Origin of the sequence: Saccharopolyspora sp. CA-218241, assembly GCF_050954615.1 — a bacterium.
Lineage (GTDB): Bacteria > Actinomycetota > Actinomycetes > Mycobacteriales > Pseudonocardiaceae > Saccharopolyspora > Saccharopolyspora cebuensis.
The window spans coordinates 3,904,043-3,922,515 of record NZ_CP191860.1 but is presented as its reverse complement, the minus strand read 5'-3'; the positions used below and the strand labels follow the sequence as shown (position 1 = coordinate 3,922,515).

The following is an 18,473-nucleotide window of genomic DNA, read 5'->3' as shown; positions in this document are numbered from 1 at the left end:
CACCAGGAGGTCGAGACCCGACCGCTGCGCGACTCGGAGTCCCTCGACCAGAGTGCCCGGCCCTTCGGAGCGCACCTGCGAATGAGCTGGTGGAAGCCACCCGTGGTCGTCGTCGTGCTCCTGATCGCGATGATCCTGTGCCAGCTCGGGCTGTCCCAGGTCGCGGCGGTGATCGAAGACGACCAGGGGGCGCTTACCACCCTGACGCCGCTGCGCCTGCTGGCAGCGAACCTGGGCGTGAGCATCGCCGGCCTGCTGGCGGTGCCCTTCATCTCCTGGTTCGCGAAGGTGCCCTGGCGCAGCGTGCTGAGCTTTCCGCGGCGCTTCGACGGGCGGCGGTTGCTCCGCTACCTCGGTATCACCCTGGTCGTCATCGCCGGAGCCAACGCCGCCCTCGCGGTGCTGGCGCCGGAGTCGACCACGTGGACCACGTTCGCCGTCACCGGCACCACCGTCACCATGCTCGCGGTCGTGCTGCTGACCACCCCGCTGCAGGCACTGGCCGAGGAGCTCATGTTCCGGGGCGCGATCATGCCGGCGCTCGCGTCCTGGGTCCGTCCCGTCGTCCCCGCGCTGGTGGTCGGGGTGCTGGCCTCGAGTCCCGTGTTCGCGATCGCCCACGCCCCCACCGATCGGTGGCAGCTCGCCTACTACACGTTCCTGGGGCTCTGCTTCGCCACGATGGCGGTGATCAGCCGCGGGCTGGAGGCCTCGATCGCGCTGCACGTGCTCAACAATGGGCTGACGTTGGTCCTGAACGTGTTGTTCGCCGGCGGCGGTGCCCTGGTCCTCGACCGCGCCGCCGTGCCCGGCGGACCGCACCTGCTGATCCCGGTGCCCTTCATGCTGGCGGCGGTGGGGGCTGTCTGGTGGTACGAACATCGCCAGCGGGCTTTGACCGCCGTAGCGCCAGCAGGCTCTCGCTGAAAGGCCACTCACGGACCACTCGTCCGAGTACACGCCCCAGACCGACACCGATTTTGCCCGTGCCGAGCAGATGCTCGCGCCGTACCGCGACCGATTGATCCCCCGCGGCGAGCCGCTCGTGGTCAAACGCGTCGCGTCGGAGAACGGAGGCCGGCTCGACCAGGATGTGGCGAGCTCCGGACCGGTACCAGAATCTTCAGCACACCTGTAGGTTCTCGCCCAACTTGGCCAGTTCTCACTTACCTGACCAGCGCGTGTCAGATTTCTCGCCGACCTGTCAGACGTGCACGATGGCCTTGTGGGCGGACGCGAGGTGTTCCTCCGGTACTGCACCGTCGCCGGCGACGAGGTCGCGACGACACAGAGGCACGTTCGCTCATCCCTGACGCGCTGCGCGGTCGCGACGGCAACACTCTTCGCCGGCACACCCCTGACTTCCTTGAGACTCGTCGGCGATGTGCCAAGAGGTTCCAGTTCGAAAACCGGAACTCCACCGCGTTCCGTAGCCGAGCAACCGCCAGAGGCAGAACCTGACTCCCGGAACAGACGCGACCGATCGACTGTGTGTCAGTTCTCCATCGCTGCAGTTGTTCGCCGTCTCTCGATCCTCCACACCAGGAGGACGGCGACTGCCTGGGCGAGGAGAGACAGCAGCATGTACGGTCCGGCGGCGCCTACTGACCGGTCCTGACTGATACCTCCGCCGTAGGCGAAGTGCGATCCGATCGTCATGGCGAACACGTTGTTCATGGCGTGGAAGGCGATAGAGGTCATGCGCCGCTGCACCTCGACCGATGTCCCCGAGCACTGATGGCCTGGAGCACCCGGCGCCTCGCCCAGCTCGGGGGGACCACCGTCAAAACCGTCCGCCACTACCACCAGATCGGGCTGCTTGACGAGCCGGAACGCGCCGGGAACGGCTATAAGCAGTACGGCACAGCTCATCTCGTTCGCGTCCTGCAGATCGCACGGTTGCGTCACCTAGGGATGGGGCTCGCCCAGATCGCCGAGCTAGAGCACTCCGACGAAGCATTCGCCGAGACGTTGCACCAGCTTGACGCCCAACTCGCCGAATCGATCTCCCACCAGCAGCAGTTGCGCGCTGAGATCGCCAAGCTCACCCTGCACCGAACCACACTTGACACCCCCGCTGGCTTCGCGGAGGTCGCAGACGACCTCACCCCCGCCGACCGGGCGATGATCATGATCAGCTCCCAGCTCTTCCACGCTCAAGGCGTACGAGACATGAGAGAGATCGTTGCCGACCGCCAGGGCGCAGACAAGGAGTTCGACGTGCTCCCTGCCAACGCGGGCCCCGACGAGATTCGCGACGTCGCCGCGCGCCTGGTGCCCTTGCTCGAGGCGATCTACGCAGAGCATCCGGGCTTGCGGACCCCTCCGCTCAGTGCTCGCACCGGAGATTCGCTGCGAGACCTCAATCGAGCGGTCACCGAGCTCTACAATCCGGCGCAGGTAGAAGCACTCCGCCAGTCGTACCTTCCTGCCCGCCACCCCGCGAGCACTGACGAGGAGTGAACGCACGTGCCACTGGTGATCGACAGCGCCGCCGCACGTTTCCCACCGTCGCGTGGTGGTCACCGGTGATCCTCGTCGCGCTTGACCCCGACGCGACGTCACGGTCTTGCCTGAGGGCATGTCTCCCGTCGCTCTCACCTACTACGCCTCCCATCTGCTGAGCCTGCTCGGCAACGGCATCGCCTCGGTGGCGCTACCTCTGATCGTTCTGCAGACCACGGGAAGCGCGCTGGGCATGTCCGCGCTGGCGACCGCGACCGCGGTCCCGTCAGTGGTGGTCGGTCTCCTCAGCGGGGTGATCATCGACCGGATCAACCGACGCACGGCCTCGGTTGTCTCCGACGTCATCTCCGCCGTGGCGATCGCGGCGCTGCCGCTCGTCGATGTGGTGTGGGGGCTCGACCTGGTCTGGTTCATTGTGCTCGGCATCCTCGGCGCATTCGGCGATGTGCCGGGCATGACGGCCCGGGAGGTGCTCGCTCCGATGGTGGCGCGGCACACCGGCCTCGATCTTGAGCGCGTGGTGGGAGTACGGCAGACCCTGACCTCCGTCGCCCTCGTGATCGGCCCTGCGGCGGCCGGCGTGCTGCTGGCCGCCGTCGATGCCATGACCGTTCTGTGGATCACGGCGGCGACCTCCGCTCTCGCGGCGGTGCTGACCCGGCTACTGCCGCGGCGGCTTGGGGAGGTCGATGCCGGTGTGGCCGTTCGACGACCGCTGGGCAGGGAGCTCCTCGACGGTCTGCTGGTCGTGGGCAGGAGCCCGTTCCTGCTGGCCACAACCGTTCTGGTGCTGGGCCTGGCCGTCGCCCTCGGTGGGTTGCAGGGGCTCGTGATGCCCGTGTACTTCGACGACATCGCCCGTCCCGAGTTGCTGGGCCTCGTCCTCACCGCTCTGGCCGCGGGCATGCTGGTGGGTGCCACGATCTACGGCGGCGTCGGCGCCCGATGGCCCGCGCGGGCGTGGCTCTGGGCGGGCTTCGCTGCCACCACTGTGGGGTTCGTCCTGATGGCCTCGCTCTATTCCCCGGCGGTAGTGTTCGCCGGAGCAGCAGTGCTCGGGATCGGGAATGCTTCCGTCGGTGCGGTCACCGGGGTCCTGCAGGTCCAGCACACCCCGGCGAGGCTCCTCGGCCGGGTGCTCAGCGTCAAGACGGCGCTGCTCACGGTCGCTGCGCCGGCAGGGATCGCGCTGGCAGGTGTGCTCGCCGAGTTCGGCTCACCGCTGCTGGCCGGGACCGGCGTGACAGCCGTGTGGGTCGTGGTGCTGGTCGTCGTGATCGGGACGCGCGCCCTGCGCGATCTGGAGCCGAAGGAGATGGCCGATGCGCAGCAGTGAACTCGCCGAACTCGCCGGGGTCACCGTGCGCACGCTGCGCCACTACCACCAGATCGGTCTGCTGCCCGAGCCGCCGCGGACTTCTGGAGACTACCGGACATACGACGTGGGCCATCTCGTGCGCGTCCTGCGGATCACGCGACTGACGGCGCTGGGAATCCCCCTGTCGGCTCTGCCCGAGCTGCTGGAGGCCCCATCGGCGGCGGAGGAACTGCTCGAAGAGCTGGATCGGCAAGCCGCCACCGAGATCGAGCGGCTCAGCGCTCGTCGCGCCAGCATCGAGGTGCTGCGCCGCACCGGTGCCGCACCCGACATGCCCCTCGAGCTCTCCGCAGTGCACTCGGATCCAGGTCCGGACATGCCGGAGGAGATGGTCCGCTTCGAGCGTGAACAGCTCATCCTCATCGCACACCTGCTCGGGGAGGTGGGAGCGAGAGACCTGGCCGCTCTGCTCGATGTACCGAACGATGCACGGTCAGCCCTCGCCACCATGGCCCAGCGCTACTACACCCTCGATGCCGACACCCCGGACCACGAAGTGGAGGCGCTGGCGGAGGAATGGGCCCAGCAGATCTACCCGCTCGTGGCAAGGGCGGAGGGCCCGGGGCGCCTCCCTCCCGTCGCTTCGGACCTCCTCGACGAGCTGAGCGCCAGGGAGCTACGACCGATCCAGCACCGCGCCGTGCAGGCGCTCCAGCGACGCCTGGTGGAGAAGCATCCTGAGCCGCCGACGGGGTGATCGTGCGCCGGCAAGCAGCGATGACGATCCGATGCCCGTGCCAAATTCCGACGCTCCTGCCGGAGAGTCCGGCGACGGCCTCTGCTCGGCCCCGACTTGACCCCGACGCGACGTCATCGTCTGGACTCGCCCCATGGCACGGATCGCCCCACCTCCCCGCCACCACGCCAAGGAGGCACCCCCATGCGCATGATCGACAACGTCCGGACCGTTCTGCGTGAGAACTGGAAGACCTACCTGATCACGAACCTCGTCGTCTACAGCACGCTCGTCATGACGATGATCGCTGCCGTCTACGTCCCCGGCATCCGCGATGCCGGCCTCGGAGCCACCGAAGCCTTTCTGAGCTCTCCTGGGGCGGCGGCGGTCCTCGAGGCGTACACCCGCGGCAGCATCGTGCAGGCCGCTGCCCTGACGTTCCTCGGCAATCTCCTTTTCGCCTCGTTGGCGACGACGACGCTCCCTTCGCTGTGCATCCCCTACGTCGGCGTCCTCACGACGCTCGGGCGCGCGGTCTTCATCGGACTACCTACCGCCCCCACCACGCTGTCCGAGGTGATCACCTTCCTGGTCTTCGCGCCGGTGCTGGTGATCGAGTTTCAGGCGTACGTCCTGGCGATGCTCGGCGCCATCATCCACGGGAGGTCGACCTTCGACGACCGGCGGCAACACGGCTCGTCCCGGGCGGGCGGGTATCTCGCCGGGGTGAGGGACACCCTCCGCCTCTACCCGGCGATCATCGCGGTGCTCCTGGTGGTCGCCTTCATCGAGGCCACCACATCCTGGCTCGCGCACTGACCGACACCGCGCCAGGGTGTAGCCGTACGGTCGAGAGCGCTCAGCTCCCCAGAGGCACGGACCAACCCCATCCGAACTTAGGAGACACGCCCTAGTTCTTCGCCATCCTTGCTCAGGTGGAAGACCCCGTGGTGCCAGCGATCGCAGAAGTCGCGCAGCGTGTCCGCGAGCCCATCATGGCCGACGACGATCGGATCGGGATCGACATCGCTGATGTCCTGCTCAGCCAGCTCGTCCATCAAGGTACGGACCCCGACCGCCGCATTGATCAGGGCATCGAGGTCAACACCCATCGAGCCTTCCACGCTCGTCTCCTTCCCGTACATCCTCGGCTGCCGTGGACCGTGGTGCGGACTGATCGTCGGCTTCAAGCAGCGGCTTGGGCAGGTCGATGGACTCGATCGCCACGGAATGAGGTGTGGACGGATCCAGCACGACGTTGGTTCCGACGGGGACTAGGTCCATCAGATCATCCCCGCGGAGGCTCACCCATTCGACGCCTCCGGTGAACTCGGCCATCGCTTCCGGAGTGCTGAAAGCACTAACCCAGCGTTCGCCGTCTTCGAGCTCCGCGATGAAGACCCCAGGATGCTCTGTGCGTTGGAGGAACAGCACTTCGTCCCGCAGCTCCGTGACGAAAGCGCCGAGGTCCATCGTGCCCGCCCGCACCGCCAGCGCCATGACGACCATGTCGCGAGGTCCCTCACCCAACTACGTCCCCCAGTTCCCATCCAGCAACTGACGATAGCGAATGGCGACCGCGATCCAAGGGTGTTCGCGACGATCTCTGCCGCGCATCCAGGCTGAGGCCCTGTCCCGTTGACGTTGCAAGGGGCCCGGTGTCGCTCCGTTTCAGCGGACCATCCCGGTACCCTGTCAAACCAGTGCCCCTCTGCACCTGCACCTGCATCAACTCGATAGCTAGCTGCGCTGAGCAGCGGTTTTACCCTCGGGTCAGCACCGCCCCTACGAGGGGTAGCAACGCATCCGGTGATGGTGCAGGGGTGAGCGTGGTCGTCGCTGTCAGCACCGCCCCTACGAGGGATAGCAACGCGTCGAGGTCGCAGATGGGCATCGGCTCGCTCATCGTCAGCACCGCCCCTACGAGGGTAGCAACGCGGTGAGCAGCCGGTCCGCCGCATTCACCAGCTCGTCAGCACCGCCCCTACGAGGGATAGCAACGCGTCGAGGTCGCAGATGGGCATCGGCTCGCTCATCGTCAGCACCGCCCCTACGAGGGTAGCAACGCGGTGAGCAGCCGGTCCGCCGCATTCACCAGCTCGTCAGCACCGCCCCTACGAGGGGTGGCAATAGTTCGGGCAGCCTGGCTGGGCAGTGGTACCGGGGAGTCCCTACCGCCTCTACGGTGGGATCAACGCGCCGGTCATGAGCGGGACGCCGAGTTGGATTCTGCCCGAACCCTGTAAAGCATTGCGAATTGTTGCGCACCTAGTCCACCGGGACGTAGGGCCGAGGTTCTTGCCGCTCCTGGAAATGGGATGACGGTGATCACCCGACAATTCGCGCGCATTTCCAAGCCATGCACGACGTGGTGCTCAAAACGCCGTCCAGGTCCATGGGTGTGGGTGGATGCCGCGGAGGCATTGGATGCGGTGTGCGGCTTCGTCCTGGGCGTTGGGGTCGTGGTGGGTCCTGGTGAGGAGGTAGGTGGTCCAGCGGAGTTCTTGGATGTCGGCGAGGAGTCGGTAGTGGGGTAGGTGGGTGGCGTCGGTGCCGTAGGCGTGGGTGAAGTCGTGGTAGTCGGCGGGGGTGAGGCGGGCGAAGTCGGTGTGGTCGACGGCCAGCGGGATGAGGTCCCATTCCTGGGGCCCAGTGGAGAGGTGTTCGAGGTCGAGCAGGATCGGTTCGTCGCCGCTGGTGGGGACGGCGACGTTGCCTTGCCAGGCGTCGCCGTGGAGGACTCCGGTGGTGCCGGTGGGGGCAGGGCCCGGTAGGCGTCGTGGAGCTGGTGGGCACGGTGCAGGAGCCAGCTGCGGTCGTCGGGGTCGAGGTGGGGTGCGGCGGTGATGCGGTCGGTCATGGCGGCGAACGGGTCGAACTCCGGGAGGTCCTCGGGTGGGGCCAGCCGGTGTAGGGCGCGGAGCACGGTGCCGAGTTCGCCTGGGGTGGCGGGCCGGTGGTCGGGGAGGGGCACCCACCAGGTGACTGGACGCCCGTTGCTGATGGTGGGCTGGGGCGGTCCGTCGAGCGGGCGCACGGCGGGGAGGCCGGTGGTGGCCAGCCATCGTGCGAGGTGGACTTGGCGGTTGGCGCTGGCCGCGGTGTCGTTCGGGCCGATGCGGGCCACGGCGTGGGCGGTGGGGAGCAGCCACATGGCGTTGGAGCCGTCGCGCAGCAGCCGGGCGTCGGTGGCGTCGAGTCCGGCTTGGTGGGCGGAGTGGAGCAGCGTCTCCCGCGATGTGGTCATGGCCCGATGGTGGCAGAAGTGGTCGTGCTGATCGCGTGGCGCAGGTCGGCGACCTCGGGGATCCGGGCGTGCGGGTCGGCGGCGGTGACCAGCGTGCGGAGTTCGCGGGCGAGCCGGGGTGAGCGCACCGGTGCGGCGTTGTCGAAGGCTTGGTGGCCGACGGGGACGGCGGCGTGGGGGTGGCCGGAGGACAGCAGCAGCGCGGCGATCCGGACCCGGGAGAAGGCGCGTGAGCGCGGGTAGGTCTCGGTGTGCAGGGTGACGGCGGTTTCGAGTCGGGGGAGCGCGATTTCGGGGGCTTGTCGGGCAGTGGCGATCGGGATGAGGGCTTTGCCGGTGCTGCCTTGGTGTTCGGCTTCGTCGTAGTAGCACAGCCAGGGTGGTTCGGCGGCGGGATCGCGGTCGGCGAAGTGCGCGTCGGCCCGGTCGATTTCTGCGCGGGCTTCGTCGTGGCGGCCGGTGACGGCGAGCAGGCGCGCTCGGATCGTGTGGAGCATCGCTCGGGCGGTGGCGGTGAGCCGGTCGGCGCGGACCTGGGCGAACTCGATGGTGGACAGCGCGTCGTCGTGGCGGCCCTGGTAGGCCTGCTGGCGTGCGGTCTCGGCGAGCGTGTTCGCGCGCAACGCCCAGGAGCGGCCTTGGTCGGCGCAATGCAGGCTGATGTCGGAGCAGCGGTCGGCGACTTGGTGGTGGCCGATGTCGAAGGCGGTCCAGGCGGCGACGGAGGCGAGGTTGCCGACGGCTTCGGCCATCGCCTGGTGCACCTCCGCCGGGGCCGGGACGTCGAGGAGTTGGAGCGCCCATCGCAGGTGGGCGAGGGCGGCGCGGCAGTGCAGGCCGCCGCCTTCCCGGTTCTCCGCCGAGGCCACGGAGCGGGTGAGCGACCGGACGTCGGCGACTTCGTCCCAGCGGAGCCGGCTGGGCAGCGGTAGGTCCGCGGCCCGTTCGTCGAGCAGGCGGTGCGGGGTGGTGCGTGCGCTGCGTCCGCGTGGTGTCGGGTGGAAGCCCAGTTCGGCGTCGCCGGCGCCGAGCACCGCGCGCAGCCCCGCCCGATAGGCCGTTCCGGGCCACCGCACCTGGCCGCGTTCGTAGCGAGCGATGGTCTGCCCGTCCAGGCCGTAGCGCTGTCCGGTGGTGTTCCAGAGGTGGGTGTTGACGGCTTCGGCCAGTTCCTGCTGGGTCATCGGCCTGCGCGGGTCCCGGGGAGAAGGCATTGCCTCGCGGAGATCACGCAGCCGTGCGTTCGGTTTCACCAGGGACTCCTCGTCACACCGCCGGTCGCCCAGCATGCCTAGCCGATCAGAAAGCCGGATCAGAATGCCCTCCCGCTCTGACACCGGTTCGGCGAGGGTGACCTGGCACGAGATCGAGGGCCGGTGCTTCGCACCGCGTGATCACACGAACGTGGTGATCGTGCCTCGGTCTTCACGATGCGCGGCGCGTGCCGTGCGGACGACTGTCGGAGGGCACTGGATGGTGAGCGTGGCGGCGGACTCGGCGAAGTGCGGGGCATTGCGGGAGGAGCTCGTAGGCGAGCTGCGCGACCTGGGAGCGCTGCGGTCGTCGCCGGTCGAGGATGCGTTCCGCGCCGTGCCCCGGCACCTGTTCGTGCCGGAGGTGCCCGCGGCGGAGGCCTACGCCGCGGAGCAGGCCGTGGTGACCAAGAGGGACGACCTCGGTGTTGCCGTCAGCTCGGTCAGCGCGGCCAGGATCCAGGCGTTCATGCTGGAGCAGGCCGACATCCGGCCGGGGATGCGCGTCCTGGAGATCGGCTCGGGCGGTTACAACGCCGCGCTGATCGCTGAACTCGTGGGCGGCTCCGGTGAGGTCACCACGCTCGATATCGATCCCGAGGTCGTCGGACGTGCGCGGGGTTTGCTGGGCATGGCGGGGTACGGGCACGTTCGGGTCGTCCTGGGCGACGGGGCGCTGGGAGCACCCGGCAGCGCACCGTTCGACCGGGTCGTCGTCACCGCGGAGGCCGCTGAGATCGCCCCGGCGTGGGTGGGCCAGCTCCGCCCCGACGGCCGGATCGTCGTGCCGCTGCGGATGCGCGGGCTGACGCGGTCGGTGGCGTTCCAGCGCGACGGAGATGGCCTGGTAGCCGAGGACTACGAGGTGTGCGGATTCGTTCCCATGCAGGGTTCGGGAGCTCGGGCGCAGCGGCTCGTCGTGCTGCGTGACGACGGGGACCGGCAGGTCGGCCTCCGGCTGGAGCCCGAACTCCGGGTCGACCCGGAGCTGGTGCGCGCTGCGCTGTCCGGGGACCGGGCGGAGTCGTGGTCGGGCGTGACCTTGCCGCCCGGGGAGTCCTACGCCGACCTCGAACTGTGGTTGGCCACCGCGCTGGACGGGCACGCGCTCATGACGGCGACGCGGCAGGCCCGCGACCACGGCGTGGTCGATGCCTGGTCGCGCGGGGGAGTGGCGGCGCTGCTCGACACCGACGGGCGTTCCTTCGCCTACCTCGCCCTGCGGCCGGCCGACCCCGAGGGCACCGAGTACGAGTTCGGCGCCGTCGGCCACGGCCCGCGCGCCCGGCAGGTGGCCGACGCGCTCGCCTCGGCGGTTCGTTCCTGGGACCCGGCTGCCCGCGCCGTGCTGCGCGCCTACCCGGCGAGCACCCCCACCGAGCAGCTCAGCGGACGCGTTCTCGACGGCACCGCGTACCGGCTCACGATCTCCTGGCCCGCGCAGCGGAGCTGAACGGGCCAGGCAGGAGAAGCACCAGATCAACAGGAGGCACATCGCATGGAGACCATCACCGACTCCGACTTCGAGCTCGACCTCACCTTCCTCCCGCAGGGTGCCGCGGTCGGCGCCCTGATGAACAGCACCAGCGACGGCTGCGGCAGCACCAGCCAGTCCGCCTGCGTCACCTGCATCCACGACTGAACACGCCGGTCCACCGGTGCCCGCGCGGGCACCGGTGGACCGGTGCGGGGAAGGAGCCGTGCTCGATGTACCGCCACCTCGACGCCGCGCTGGTGCGAGCCACGACCTGGCCCACGGGCTTGGTCGTCCCCGAGCGGTCGGATGCCGCCCAGGAGGCCGGGTGGATCGACGAGGTGTGGGTGCTGCCCGGCTTCGCCGAAGCGGTGGAGCTCGCCAGTCCGGTGCTCGCCGACCGGGTCCGCGCAGTCCGCAGCGGAGAGGTGGACGACCCGAAGCGACTGCGCCGGATCGCCGATTCCCTCCACCGCTACGTGCGGCGTTTCCAGCACCGCGCCACCCCGTTCGGGCTGTTCGCCGTAGTCGCGAACGTAGGCTTCGGCGCGGCACCGAACGCGCGGTGGGGACATGACCACCGCCTGCTGGCGACTGCCGACGCACGATGGCTCGACGCGGTGATCACCCGGTTGGAGAGCGAACCGGATTTGCTCCGTCGGCTGTCCGTGACAGCGGACGCCACTTGCGTGGCCAGGGACGACCGGTGGGTGCTGCCCTACCGTCAGACGACGCATCACGAGGCTGCTCCCGAGGAAGTCACCGTCCGCCGCACCGCCGCTCTGCGCATCGTGCTCACCACCGCGTCGGCACCGGTCCCGGTCAGCGAGGTCACCCGACGTCTCGCCGCTGCGTACCCGCACACCCCGGCGCCGGTGTTCGACGCGTTCCTTGCCGAACTGGTAGCCGAGGGATTCCTGATCAGCTCCCTGCGCTCGGCCATGACGGTCACGGACCCGCTCCAAGGGTTGCTGGACGAGCTCGACGCCGTCCGGGCGTGGGAGGTGCCGGGCGTCGTGGACCAGCACGATCGGCTGCGCGAGATCGGTGCAGCACTCGCGAGCCACAACAGCGCATCACCGACCGAGGCACGCGAGCTGCGCGCTGCCGTCGTTGGGCGGATGAAGTCCTGCTCGGAGGTCGTCGAGCAGCGCCGTTGACCGCTGCGGTGCGGCTGGACTGCTCGCTGACGCTGCCGAGGGCCAGGCGAACCAGCGCCGACGCTGCCCGCTCGGCTTCACGGGCGACCGCTCTGGTAGTCGCGCCACACCGGCGAACCGTCCCGGTTCGGGCGTGCAGGTGTCCTGCCGACCGTTGCACGTGAGCACGGAGAACGTGAGCCGGGCTCCTGCGGTCCTGCCGCAGGTTCTCCGGATCGGTGAGCACAACGTCGGTCCGGTGGTGCTCGACGACATCGCGGTCACCGCCGACGAACACCGGTTGCGCCTCCTGTCGCGATCCACCGGGGAGGTCATCGAGCCGACCGTGTTCAACGCGGTGGAGCTGGTGCGCTTCACCCACCCGCTGGTTCGCTTCCTGTGCGAACTGCCCGTCGCCCACAGCCGGCCACCACGCCCGTTCACCTGGGGTGCGGCGGAGTGCCTGCCGTTCCTGCCCCGCCTGCGCTACGGCCGCACCGTGCTGTCCCCGGCCAGGTGGAGGCTTCGCGCCACCGATCTGCCCGGACGTGAGGAAGGCGGCCTCGCGGACTGGGCGGATCACTGCGGGGTGCCCGAGGCGGTGCAGGTCGCCGACGGCGACCAGAGCTTGCGGCTCGACCTGCGGTCCCGTGGTGATGTCCACCTGCTGCTCGACGCGCTGCGGCGCACTGGTGAACTGGTCCTGTCCGAGGCAGCGGACGACGATGCCTACGGGTGGTTCGACGGGCGAGCGCACGAACTCGTCGTTCCCCTCGCCACCACGCGGGCGAGTACGGACGTACACCCCCACACACCGGTGCTGATCGGCCGCGACCACGGCGAACTCCCCGGAGCCGACCTGATCGCGGTCCAGATGCTGAGCCACCCTGACCGCGATTCCGACCTGCTCACCGTCCACGTGCCGCGCCTGCTCCGCGGGCTCGACGTCGCGCTGTGGTGGTTCGACCGCGCCCCGAAGTCTCAGCGGCCCCTGGTGTACCTGCGGCCGCACCGATCCTTCTTCGCGGACTGCGCACGCACCGTCGAAGAATGGGCTCGTGACCTCCGCGAACGCGGCTTGCTGAACGGACTGCGCTGGGAGACCTACTACCCGGAAGTCGGCAGCTTCGGCAGCGGGGAGGCCATGGCGGCGGCCGAAGCCGTCTTCGCCGCCGACTCCGCAGCCGCCATCGAGCAACTGGACCTCGTCGAACGGGGAGCGGCTGACGGCAGCGCCGTAACCGCGGCCAGCATCGTGGACCTCGTTGACGGCTTCCACCCTGAAGCGGGCTCCCGTTGGCTAGCTGAGCACCTGCGCTTCGACCGCACCGCGCACCCGCGCCGACACGCCTACCAGGAAGCCGTGCGCCTCACCCAGCACGGCCCCGAGCTCTTGGGGGAGCGCGTGAGCGCGGCCTGGGCAGCACGACGCGACGCCGTGCACCATCTCCGCAAGTGCCTCACCAGCACGGACGCCGCACTCACCGCACTGATCCGGGCGCACCAGCGGCGCACCGCCCAGGGCGATGTCTGCGCGCGCCTCGCGCGCTCCGCAGCCGCGACCCGTGCCGCGAAGGCGGCGTCATGACCACGTCGGCTCGACGAGCTACCGAAGCCGAGTCACCGCAGGACCTCGCGCACGCCCCGCTCGGCCGCGCGCTCCTGCGCGCGGAACAAGCCCACCGGGGGCTCGTCCCGTGGCAGGAGGTCCACGCTGCGTTCGCCGCCTGCACGCGCCAGCCGCTGCTGACCGGGCCGGAGGCTTCGCTGTACTTCGGGGCGCCCGCTGTCGCCTTCGCCCTCAACGCAGCCGCTGCCGATTCCCACCGCTTCGCGCGGACCCGTGAGGTTCTCCACGCGAAGGTCGTCGCGGTCGCCGAGCGTCGGATCGCGCTCGCTCATCGGCGCATCGACCGCGCTCAACGGCCGCGGCCCAGCGAGTACGACCTCTTCTACGGACTCACCGGGCTCGGCGCCTACTTCCTGCACTGCGATCCCAGCAGCAGGACGCTTCGCGAGATCGTGGCCTACCTCGTGCGGCTCGTCCGTCCGCTCGAAGGGCTCCCCGGCTGGTGGACACCGCTGAGCCCCTCCGGGACGGTCTCGACCGACTTCCCGGCCGGTCACGCCAACGCCGGAATGGCGCACGGCATCGCCGGTCCCCTCAGCCTGCTCGCCCTGTGCCTGCGCCACGGCATCACCGTCGATGGGCAACACGACGCTCTCCGAGAGATCTGCGCCTGGCTCGATCGTCACCGCCGAGACGGGCGAGCCGGAGCGTGGTGGCCGCCTTGGACCACGATCGACCAACATCAAAACAATGGGCCGTCAGCGGCACCTCGCCCATCGTGGTGCTACGGCACCCCGGGGATCGCCCGAGCGCAACAGCTCGCCGGGATCGCCCTCGGCGACGTCGACCGCCAGCAGCTCGCCGAACAGGCACTGATCGACTGCCTCACCGACCCCGAGCAACTCCAGCAGGTCACCGACCCAGGCCTCTGCCACGGTGCCGCCGGAGTCTTGCTCGCGACCCAGCACGTTGCCGGAGACGCAGCACCCGGCAGGTTCACCAATCACCTCGAGCCCGTGCGCCGCCTCCTGCACGAACTCCCGCCTGCGGGCCACGACGGTCTGCTCGACGGGAGCAGCGGCACCGCTCTGGCCCGACTTGCCGACGAGAACGGCGGAACCGTCACGGATTGGCACTCCTGCCTGCTCGTCGGCTGACGTCGTCGCCCCGCCTTACCCACGGAAGGAAAGCGACCGTGACCACAGCCCCCACCCTCCAGGACCGCGAGGGAGCCGTCCTCGACGTGCTCGCCGGCACGTCCCTCACTCACGCGGCCGCTCAGGTCGGCATGGGCACCGCCGATCTCGCCGAGGCGATCGCGGCATACCGGAGCGCGGGTCGCGCCGCGCTCGACGTGCCAGAGTGGTGGCAGGTCCGGGTCCGGTTCCGCGACTGGGCGCACGCGGAAACGCGGGTCGCGCAGGTGCTTGCGCCGGAGCTAGACCACGCCGTGGCGCGAGGCGTGCTGCGCGGCTGGTGGTACATCCGCAAGTACCCGTGCTGGCGCCTCCGGTGCCAACCCGCCTCCCCAACCCAGCCCGAGGACGCGAAGCGGGTCCTCACCGCGGCGCTGGACCGCCTCATCGAGGACGATGCTGGCGAGACCTGGTGGAGCACCCCCTACGAACCCGAGGACGTGGCTTTCGGTGGACCGTGTGGCGTGGAGCTGGCCCACCGCCTGTTCGCGCTCGACAGCCACCACTTCCTCATCTACCTGCGAAATGCGTCCGGCACCGCGGTCGGCCGCCACGAGCTCTCGCTCCTGCTCCTGAATCGGCTCTTCCAGGCAGCGCGACTCGACGACCACGAGCGCGGCGACGTGTGGCATCGGGTGGTCCAGGCTCGCCCCATGCCGACGGAGTGCGAGCCTGAGCGACTTCGCGACCTCGCCGGCCAGGTCGGTCGGCTCTTCACCGCGAACCCCACCCGCGAAGACCTCGGCGGTACGGGTGGTCCGCTCGCGTTCGCAGCCGAATGGTTCGACGAGATCGCCGACGTCGGCAGCCAACTGGCCGACGCCGCCCGCGACGGTCGCCTCGAACGCGGCGCCCGCGCTGTGCTCGCCAAGCACGTGATCTTCCACTGGAACCGATTCGGGATCGAAGCCCACCGACAGGCCCTGTACGCCAGAGCCGCACGTGCGGTGCTGCTCGACGGCGTGACGAGCTGATGCCGCCGCCCACCGATCCCCGAACCCAAGACCGCATGCGCCGGGCACTCCGCCACGCGCTCTCAGCCCTGACCGCCACAGCCGACCTCGATGCCGAGGTCTGGGGCTGGCGCGGACGCACCTTGAGCCGTGCCGTGCGCACCGAGCAGCGACACCCAGCCTGGTTGCGCCTCGCCGCGGCGCCCACCGGCGGCACCGACCACGTCTTCTGGCACGGGAACCGCGCATCGCGCGAACTTCCCGCCGCTATCCCACGCCCACGCCTGCGGCGAGTCCACGACTGGGCGCGCGACGGCTGGAACTACCGCGCTGAGCTCTTCGACCGCGCCCAGACTGCGACTGTCCACTCCGCACCGGCGCTCGCCAACGATCCCACGTTGCCGAACGACTGGTGGGGCGACCTCAGGGAGTCCCTCACCACGCTCGCGTGCATCCAGACCAGGCGGCGCACCATCACCCAGCCCACCATCGACTGGCTCCTCCGCACCTACATCGACCCCTCGATTCCGACCGCGGTCACGCACTGGACCACAGCCCACGGCGACCTCCGCTGGCCCAACCTCTGCGGGCCACCACTGGAGATCCTCGATTGGGAAGGCTGGGGCCTGGCGCCCATGGGCTACGACATCGCCATGCTGCACAGCTTCAGCCTCCTGACGCCCACTACCGCCGCACGAATCCGCGCAGAGTTCGCCGACCTCTTCAGCAGCCGAACCGGCCGTCAGGCCGAACTGATCACCATTGCCGAACTCCTGCATCTCGCCGCCCAAGGCGACCACGCAGAACTCGTGCCGCCGTTGCGGAACCGCGCCGCCGAGCTCGTGCACTAGTACAGCAACGGCAGCTCAGGAGGGTCGGTGGCTGCGTCGTTGGTAGTGGCCAGGTGCGGGCTTGGTGTTGGCGGCGCCGTCGCCAGTGCGGCCAGCCGGGGATGTGGCTGACGACGTTAGCGGGGACGAGAACGGCGGCGGCGAGCAGCCCGCGGAGAGGACGATGTTCAAATCGGTGGCTACCGGGAACCGAGGACCTCGCGTCCGCCGCGCATATCTACCGTTCCGCGGGCGGTCGTGATCGTTTGCACCGGCGTTGGCCGCCCAGTACGATGACGTCATCTGCTGCCGTTCATCGGAGAGAGACATTGATCTTCTGAGGTTCAGAGATACCGCGAACACGGGAGTTCTCCTAGCATCGCGCGCCTGGCCTCAGATGACGGCATCTAGAATCCGGATACGTCCCTACACCGGCACGTAGTCCGGCCGTCCACGCGTACCGGTCCTCTGGCGTTCACCGCTTTCGTTCTGGTGCTCCCGCTCCCCGTGCCGCCGTATCTCCATGTCGTGCCCTTGCCCACGTACAGCAGGAGTTACGCCATGTCTTCATCGATTGTCTGTTCAGACCTCGGTTTCGCCTGGCCGGATGGCGAGGTCGTCTTCGACCGGTTCAACATGGTGATCAGCGAGGGTCGTACCGGATTGATCGGGGTTAACGGCTCGGGGAAATCCACGCTGCTCCGGTTGATCGCCGGGGAGCTCGAACCGACGGGCGGTTCGATCAGCGTGACCGGAGAACTGGGTTACCTGCCGCAGAATCTGGTCCTCGCCTCGGAGCGCAGGGTGGACGAGGTGCTGGGCCTAGTGGAAATCCGGGCCGCGATCGCTGCCGTTGAACGCGGGGACGTCGACGAGCGCCATTTCGCGACCGTCGGTGATCAGTGGGACATCGAGGAACGCACCCGCGCCACCCTCGATCAGCTCGGCCTCGCGCACGTCACCTTGGACAAGCGGGTGGGCGAGCTTTCCGGCGGCGAACAGGTGCTGCTCGACCTCGCCGCGCAGTTCCTGCGGCAGCCGGATGTGCTGCTGCTCGACGAACCGACCAATAACCTGGACCTTCGGGCCCGGCGGCTGGTCTACGAGTCGGTCCGCAGCTGGCAGGGCGTGCTGGTGATCGTCTCGCACGATCGCGAGATCCTCCAGCAGGTCGACCAGATCGGTGAGCTGCGTTCCGGGTCGGTGACGTTCTACGGGGGCAATCTCGACGATTACGAAGAGGCCGTCGCCGCAGAGCAAGAGGCGGTCGAGCGCATGGTGCGCGTGGCCGAGTCCGATCTCAAGCGGCAGAAGCGGGATCTGATCGGGGCGCGGACGAAGCTGGACCGCCGGGTCCGGTACGGCCAGAAGCAGTGGGACACCAAGCGAGAGCCCAAGGTCCGGATGCGCAAGCGGCAGGAGGACGCGGAGATCGCCGCCGGAAAGCACCGCGCTATGCACATCGAGAAGCTGGAGCAGGCCAAGGACCGGCTCAAGAAAGCCGAGGAGGCGGTGCGTGACGACGACGAAATCCGGATCGACCTGCCAGAAACATCGGTTCCATCCGGAAAAGAAGTGCTCAATTTGTCCGATGTGGAGATTCGGAACGGTCCGAAAATAGTTCTGGACCTGCGTGGTCCGGAGCGGATCGCACTCGTCGGATCGAACGGTTCCGGTAAGACCACGCTGCTGCAGACGATCGTCGGGGTGATCCAGCCGCGGTCCGGAACGGTCAAGGTCCCGGTGCCGGTGCGCTGGCTGCCGCAACGGCTCGACGTGCTGGACGACGCGCTGTCCGCCGCGCAGAACGTGGCCCGCGCGGCGCCCTCCGCCTCGAACAACGCGATCCGCGCCCAGCTCGCGCGGTTCCTGTTGCGCGGCAGCCGCGCGGACCAGCCTGTAGGCACCCTCTCCGGCGGTGAGCGATTCCGGGCGACACTGGCCACGCTGCTCCTGACAGAACCCGCGCCGCAACTGCTGTTGTTGGACGAACCCACCAACAATCTGGATATGGCCAGCGTCCGGCAACTGGCGCAATCCCTGGAGTCCTACTCGGGCGCCCTCATCGTGGCCAGTCACGACGTTCCGTTTCTGCGCACCATCGGGGTGACGAGGTGGGTGCGGCTCGGATCCGAATTGGAGGACATCGACCCTCTGTAGCTCAACGAGAACGACACGCAAGGCGTAGCCCAGACCCGGCTCGTCGACCTCGACCCCACGACAGGCCTTCGACGCCGTCGCGCACTGCCGGCACATCAGCCCAGTGCACGGTGCAGCCGACGACGACAGCA

General features: G+C 69.0%; 18 protein-coding genes. 14 read left to right on the top strand and 4 right to left on the bottom strand.

The annotated features are described in order from the left end of the window. The first annotated feature begins 102 nt into the window (after positions 1–102). Entirely contained in the window at positions 103–927 is an 825-nt protein-coding gene (locus tag ACQP0T_RS18645; protein ID WP_433869250.1) for a lysostaphin resistance A-like protein, read from the top strand. A gap of 567 nt (positions 928–1,494) precedes the next feature. On the opposite strand, the gene ACQP0T_RS18640 is transcribed toward ACQP0T_RS18645, so the two are convergent. Continuing rightward, positions 1,495–1,701 carry a hypothetical protein gene (locus tag ACQP0T_RS18640; protein WP_433869249.1) on the bottom strand — a complete coding sequence of 69 codons (207 nt, stop codon included), beginning with the start codon at positions 1,699–1,701 and terminating at the stop codon, positions 1,495–1,497. 36 nt (positions 1,702–1,737) lie between these two features. On the opposite strand from ACQP0T_RS18640, the gene ACQP0T_RS18635 reads away from it, so the two are divergent. The 4 genes from ACQP0T_RS18635 to ACQP0T_RS18620 all read left to right on the top strand — a co-directional run bounded on the left by ACQP0T_RS18635 (position 1,738) and on the right by ACQP0T_RS18620 (position 5,339). Further along, the gene (locus tag ACQP0T_RS18635; RefSeq protein ID WP_433869248.1) at positions 1,738–2,463 is read left to right on the top strand and encodes a MerR family transcriptional regulator; all 726 of its coding nucleotides are present in this window, start codon (positions 1,738–1,740) and stop codon (positions 2,461–2,463) included. 118 nt (positions 2,464–2,581) lie between these two features. After that, complete coding sequence (locus tag ACQP0T_RS18630; RefSeq protein ID WP_433869247.1) at positions 2,582–3,802, top strand: MFS transporter; 1,221 nt, start codon at positions 2,582–2,584, stop codon at positions 3,800–3,802. Continuing rightward, entirely contained in the window at positions 3,789–4,541 is a 753-nt protein-coding gene (locus tag ACQP0T_RS18625) for a MerR family transcriptional regulator (RefSeq protein WP_433869246.1), read from the top strand. The genes ACQP0T_RS18630 and ACQP0T_RS18625 overlap by 14 nt, the downstream gene beginning before the upstream one ends. A gap of 183 nt (positions 4,542–4,724) precedes the next feature. Beyond that, a complete protein-coding gene (locus ACQP0T_RS18620) occupies positions 4,725–5,339 on the top strand; it encodes a hypothetical protein (RefSeq protein ID WP_433869245.1) in 615 nt (204 codons plus the stop codon). Positions 5,340–5,416: 77 nt separating this feature from the next. On the opposite strand, the gene ACQP0T_RS18615 is transcribed toward ACQP0T_RS18620, so the two are convergent. Both ACQP0T_RS18615 and ACQP0T_RS18610 read right to left on the bottom strand, forming a co-directional pair. Further along, entirely contained in the window at positions 5,417–5,644 is a 228-nt protein-coding gene (locus tag ACQP0T_RS18615) for a hypothetical protein (protein WP_433869244.1), read from the bottom strand. Next, positions 5,622–6,029, bottom strand: a complete 408-nt coding sequence (locus ACQP0T_RS18610; RefSeq protein ID WP_433869243.1) for an SseB family protein — start codon at positions 6,027–6,029, stop codon at positions 5,622–5,624. The genes ACQP0T_RS18615 and ACQP0T_RS18610 overlap by 23 nt, the downstream gene beginning before the upstream one ends. Positions 6,030–7,573: 1,544 nt before the next feature. Between ACQP0T_RS18610 and ACQP0T_RS18605 the strand changes: the two genes are divergently transcribed. Further along, positions 7,574–7,798 carry a hypothetical protein gene (locus ACQP0T_RS18605; protein ID WP_433869242.1) on the top strand — a complete coding sequence of 75 codons (225 nt, stop codon included), beginning with the start codon at positions 7,574–7,576 and terminating at the stop codon, positions 7,796–7,798. Here ACQP0T_RS18605 and ACQP0T_RS18600 read toward each other — a convergent pair. Further along, the gene (locus ACQP0T_RS18600; RefSeq protein ID WP_433869241.1) at positions 7,764–8,951 is read right to left on the bottom strand and encodes an XRE family transcriptional regulator; all 1,188 of its coding nucleotides are present in this window, start codon (positions 8,949–8,951) and stop codon (positions 7,764–7,766) included. The genes ACQP0T_RS18605 and ACQP0T_RS18600 overlap by 35 nt on opposite strands. A gap of 289 nt (positions 8,952–9,240) precedes the next feature. Here ACQP0T_RS18600 and fxlM point away from each other — a divergent pair, with 289 nt between their 5' ends. The 8 genes from fxlM (at position 9,241) to ACQP0T_RS18560 (ending at position 18,342) form a co-directional block, all read left to right on the top strand. Then, positions 9,241–10,473, top strand: coding sequence for a methyltransferase, FxLD system (fxlM, locus tag ACQP0T_RS18595; RefSeq protein ID WP_433869240.1), 1,233 nt, complete (start codon positions 9,241–9,243; stop codon positions 10,471–10,473). 45 nt (positions 10,474–10,518) lie between these two features. Then, positions 10,519–10,662: an FxLD family lanthipeptide gene (locus tag ACQP0T_RS18590; RefSeq protein WP_369775299.1), complete on the top strand. Its 144-nt coding sequence runs from the start codon at positions 10,519–10,521 to the stop codon at positions 10,660–10,662. 173 nt (positions 10,663–10,835) lie between these two features. After that, complete coding sequence (locus tag ACQP0T_RS18585; RefSeq protein WP_433869239.1) at positions 10,836–11,654, top strand: lantibiotic dehydratase; 819 nt, start codon at positions 10,836–10,838, stop codon at positions 11,652–11,654. Positions 11,655–11,787: 133 nt separating this feature from the next. Beyond that, positions 11,788–13,221: a thiopeptide-type bacteriocin biosynthesis protein gene (locus ACQP0T_RS18580; protein ID WP_433869238.1), complete on the top strand. Its 1,434-nt coding sequence runs from the start codon at positions 11,788–11,790 to the stop codon at positions 13,219–13,221. Further along, entirely contained in the window at positions 13,218–14,360 is a 1,143-nt protein-coding gene (locus ACQP0T_RS18575) for a lanthionine synthetase C family protein (protein ID WP_433869237.1), read from the top strand. The genes ACQP0T_RS18580 and ACQP0T_RS18575 overlap by 4 nt, the downstream gene beginning before the upstream one ends. A gap of 38 nt (positions 14,361–14,398) precedes the next feature. Further along, entirely contained in the window at positions 14,399–15,373 is a 975-nt protein-coding gene (locus tag ACQP0T_RS18570) for a thiopeptide-type bacteriocin biosynthesis protein (protein WP_433869236.1), read from the top strand. Continuing rightward, positions 15,373–16,203: a hypothetical protein gene (locus ACQP0T_RS18565; RefSeq protein ID WP_433869235.1), complete on the top strand. Its 831-nt coding sequence runs from the start codon at positions 15,373–15,375 to the stop codon at positions 16,201–16,203. Before ACQP0T_RS18570 ends, ACQP0T_RS18565 begins: the two co-directional genes overlap by 1 nt. A gap of 540 nt (positions 16,204–16,743) precedes the next feature. Beyond that, positions 16,744–18,342, top strand: coding sequence for an ABC-F family ATP-binding cassette domain-containing protein (locus ACQP0T_RS18560; protein ID WP_433869234.1), 1,599 nt, complete (start codon positions 16,744–16,746; stop codon positions 18,340–18,342). Positions 18,343–18,473 lie beyond the last annotated feature (131 nt).

Excerpts from the sequence above, each read along its gene's own strand:
- ACQP0T_RS18560 (WP_433869234.1), top strand. The coding sequence starts at position 16,744 with ATGTCTTCATCGATTGTCTGTTCAGACCTCGGTTTCGCCTGGCCGGAT.
- ACQP0T_RS18620 (WP_433869245.1), top strand. The coding sequence starts at position 4,725 with ATGCGCATGATCGACAACGTCCGGACCGTTCTGCGTGAGAACTGGAAG.
- ACQP0T_RS18630 (WP_433869247.1), top strand. The coding sequence starts at position 2,582 with ATGTCTCCCGTCGCTCTCACCTACTACGCCTCCCATCTGCTGAGCCTG.
- ACQP0T_RS18640 (WP_433869249.1), bottom strand. The coding sequence starts at position 1,701 with ATGACCTCTATCGCCTTCCACGCCATGAACAACGTGTTCGCCATGACG.
- ACQP0T_RS18635 (WP_433869248.1), top strand. The coding sequence starts at position 1,738 with ATGGCCTGGAGCACCCGGCGCCTCGCCCAGCTCGGGGGGACCACCGTC.
- fxlM (WP_433869240.1), top strand. The coding sequence starts at position 9,241 with ATGGTGAGCGTGGCGGCGGACTCGGCGAAGTGCGGGGCATTGCGGGAG.
- ACQP0T_RS18600 (WP_433869241.1), bottom strand. The coding sequence starts at position 8,951 with ATGACCCAGCAGGAACTGGCCGAAGCCGTCAACACCCACCTCTGGAAC.
- ACQP0T_RS18565 (WP_433869235.1), top strand. The coding sequence starts at position 15,373 with ATGCCGCCGCCCACCGATCCCCGAACCCAAGACCGCATGCGCCGGGCA.
- ACQP0T_RS18625 (WP_433869246.1), top strand. The coding sequence starts at position 3,789 with ATGCGCAGCAGTGAACTCGCCGAACTCGCCGGGGTCACCGTGCGCACG.
- ACQP0T_RS18575 (WP_433869237.1), top strand. The coding sequence starts at position 13,218 with ATGACCACGTCGGCTCGACGAGCTACCGAAGCCGAGTCACCGCAGGAC.
- ACQP0T_RS18610 (WP_433869243.1), bottom strand. The coding sequence starts at position 6,029 with ATGGTCGTCATGGCGCTGGCGGTGCGGGCGGGCACGATGGACCTCGGC.
- ACQP0T_RS18590 (WP_369775299.1), top strand. The coding sequence starts at position 10,519 with ATGGAGACCATCACCGACTCCGACTTCGAGCTCGACCTCACCTTCCTC.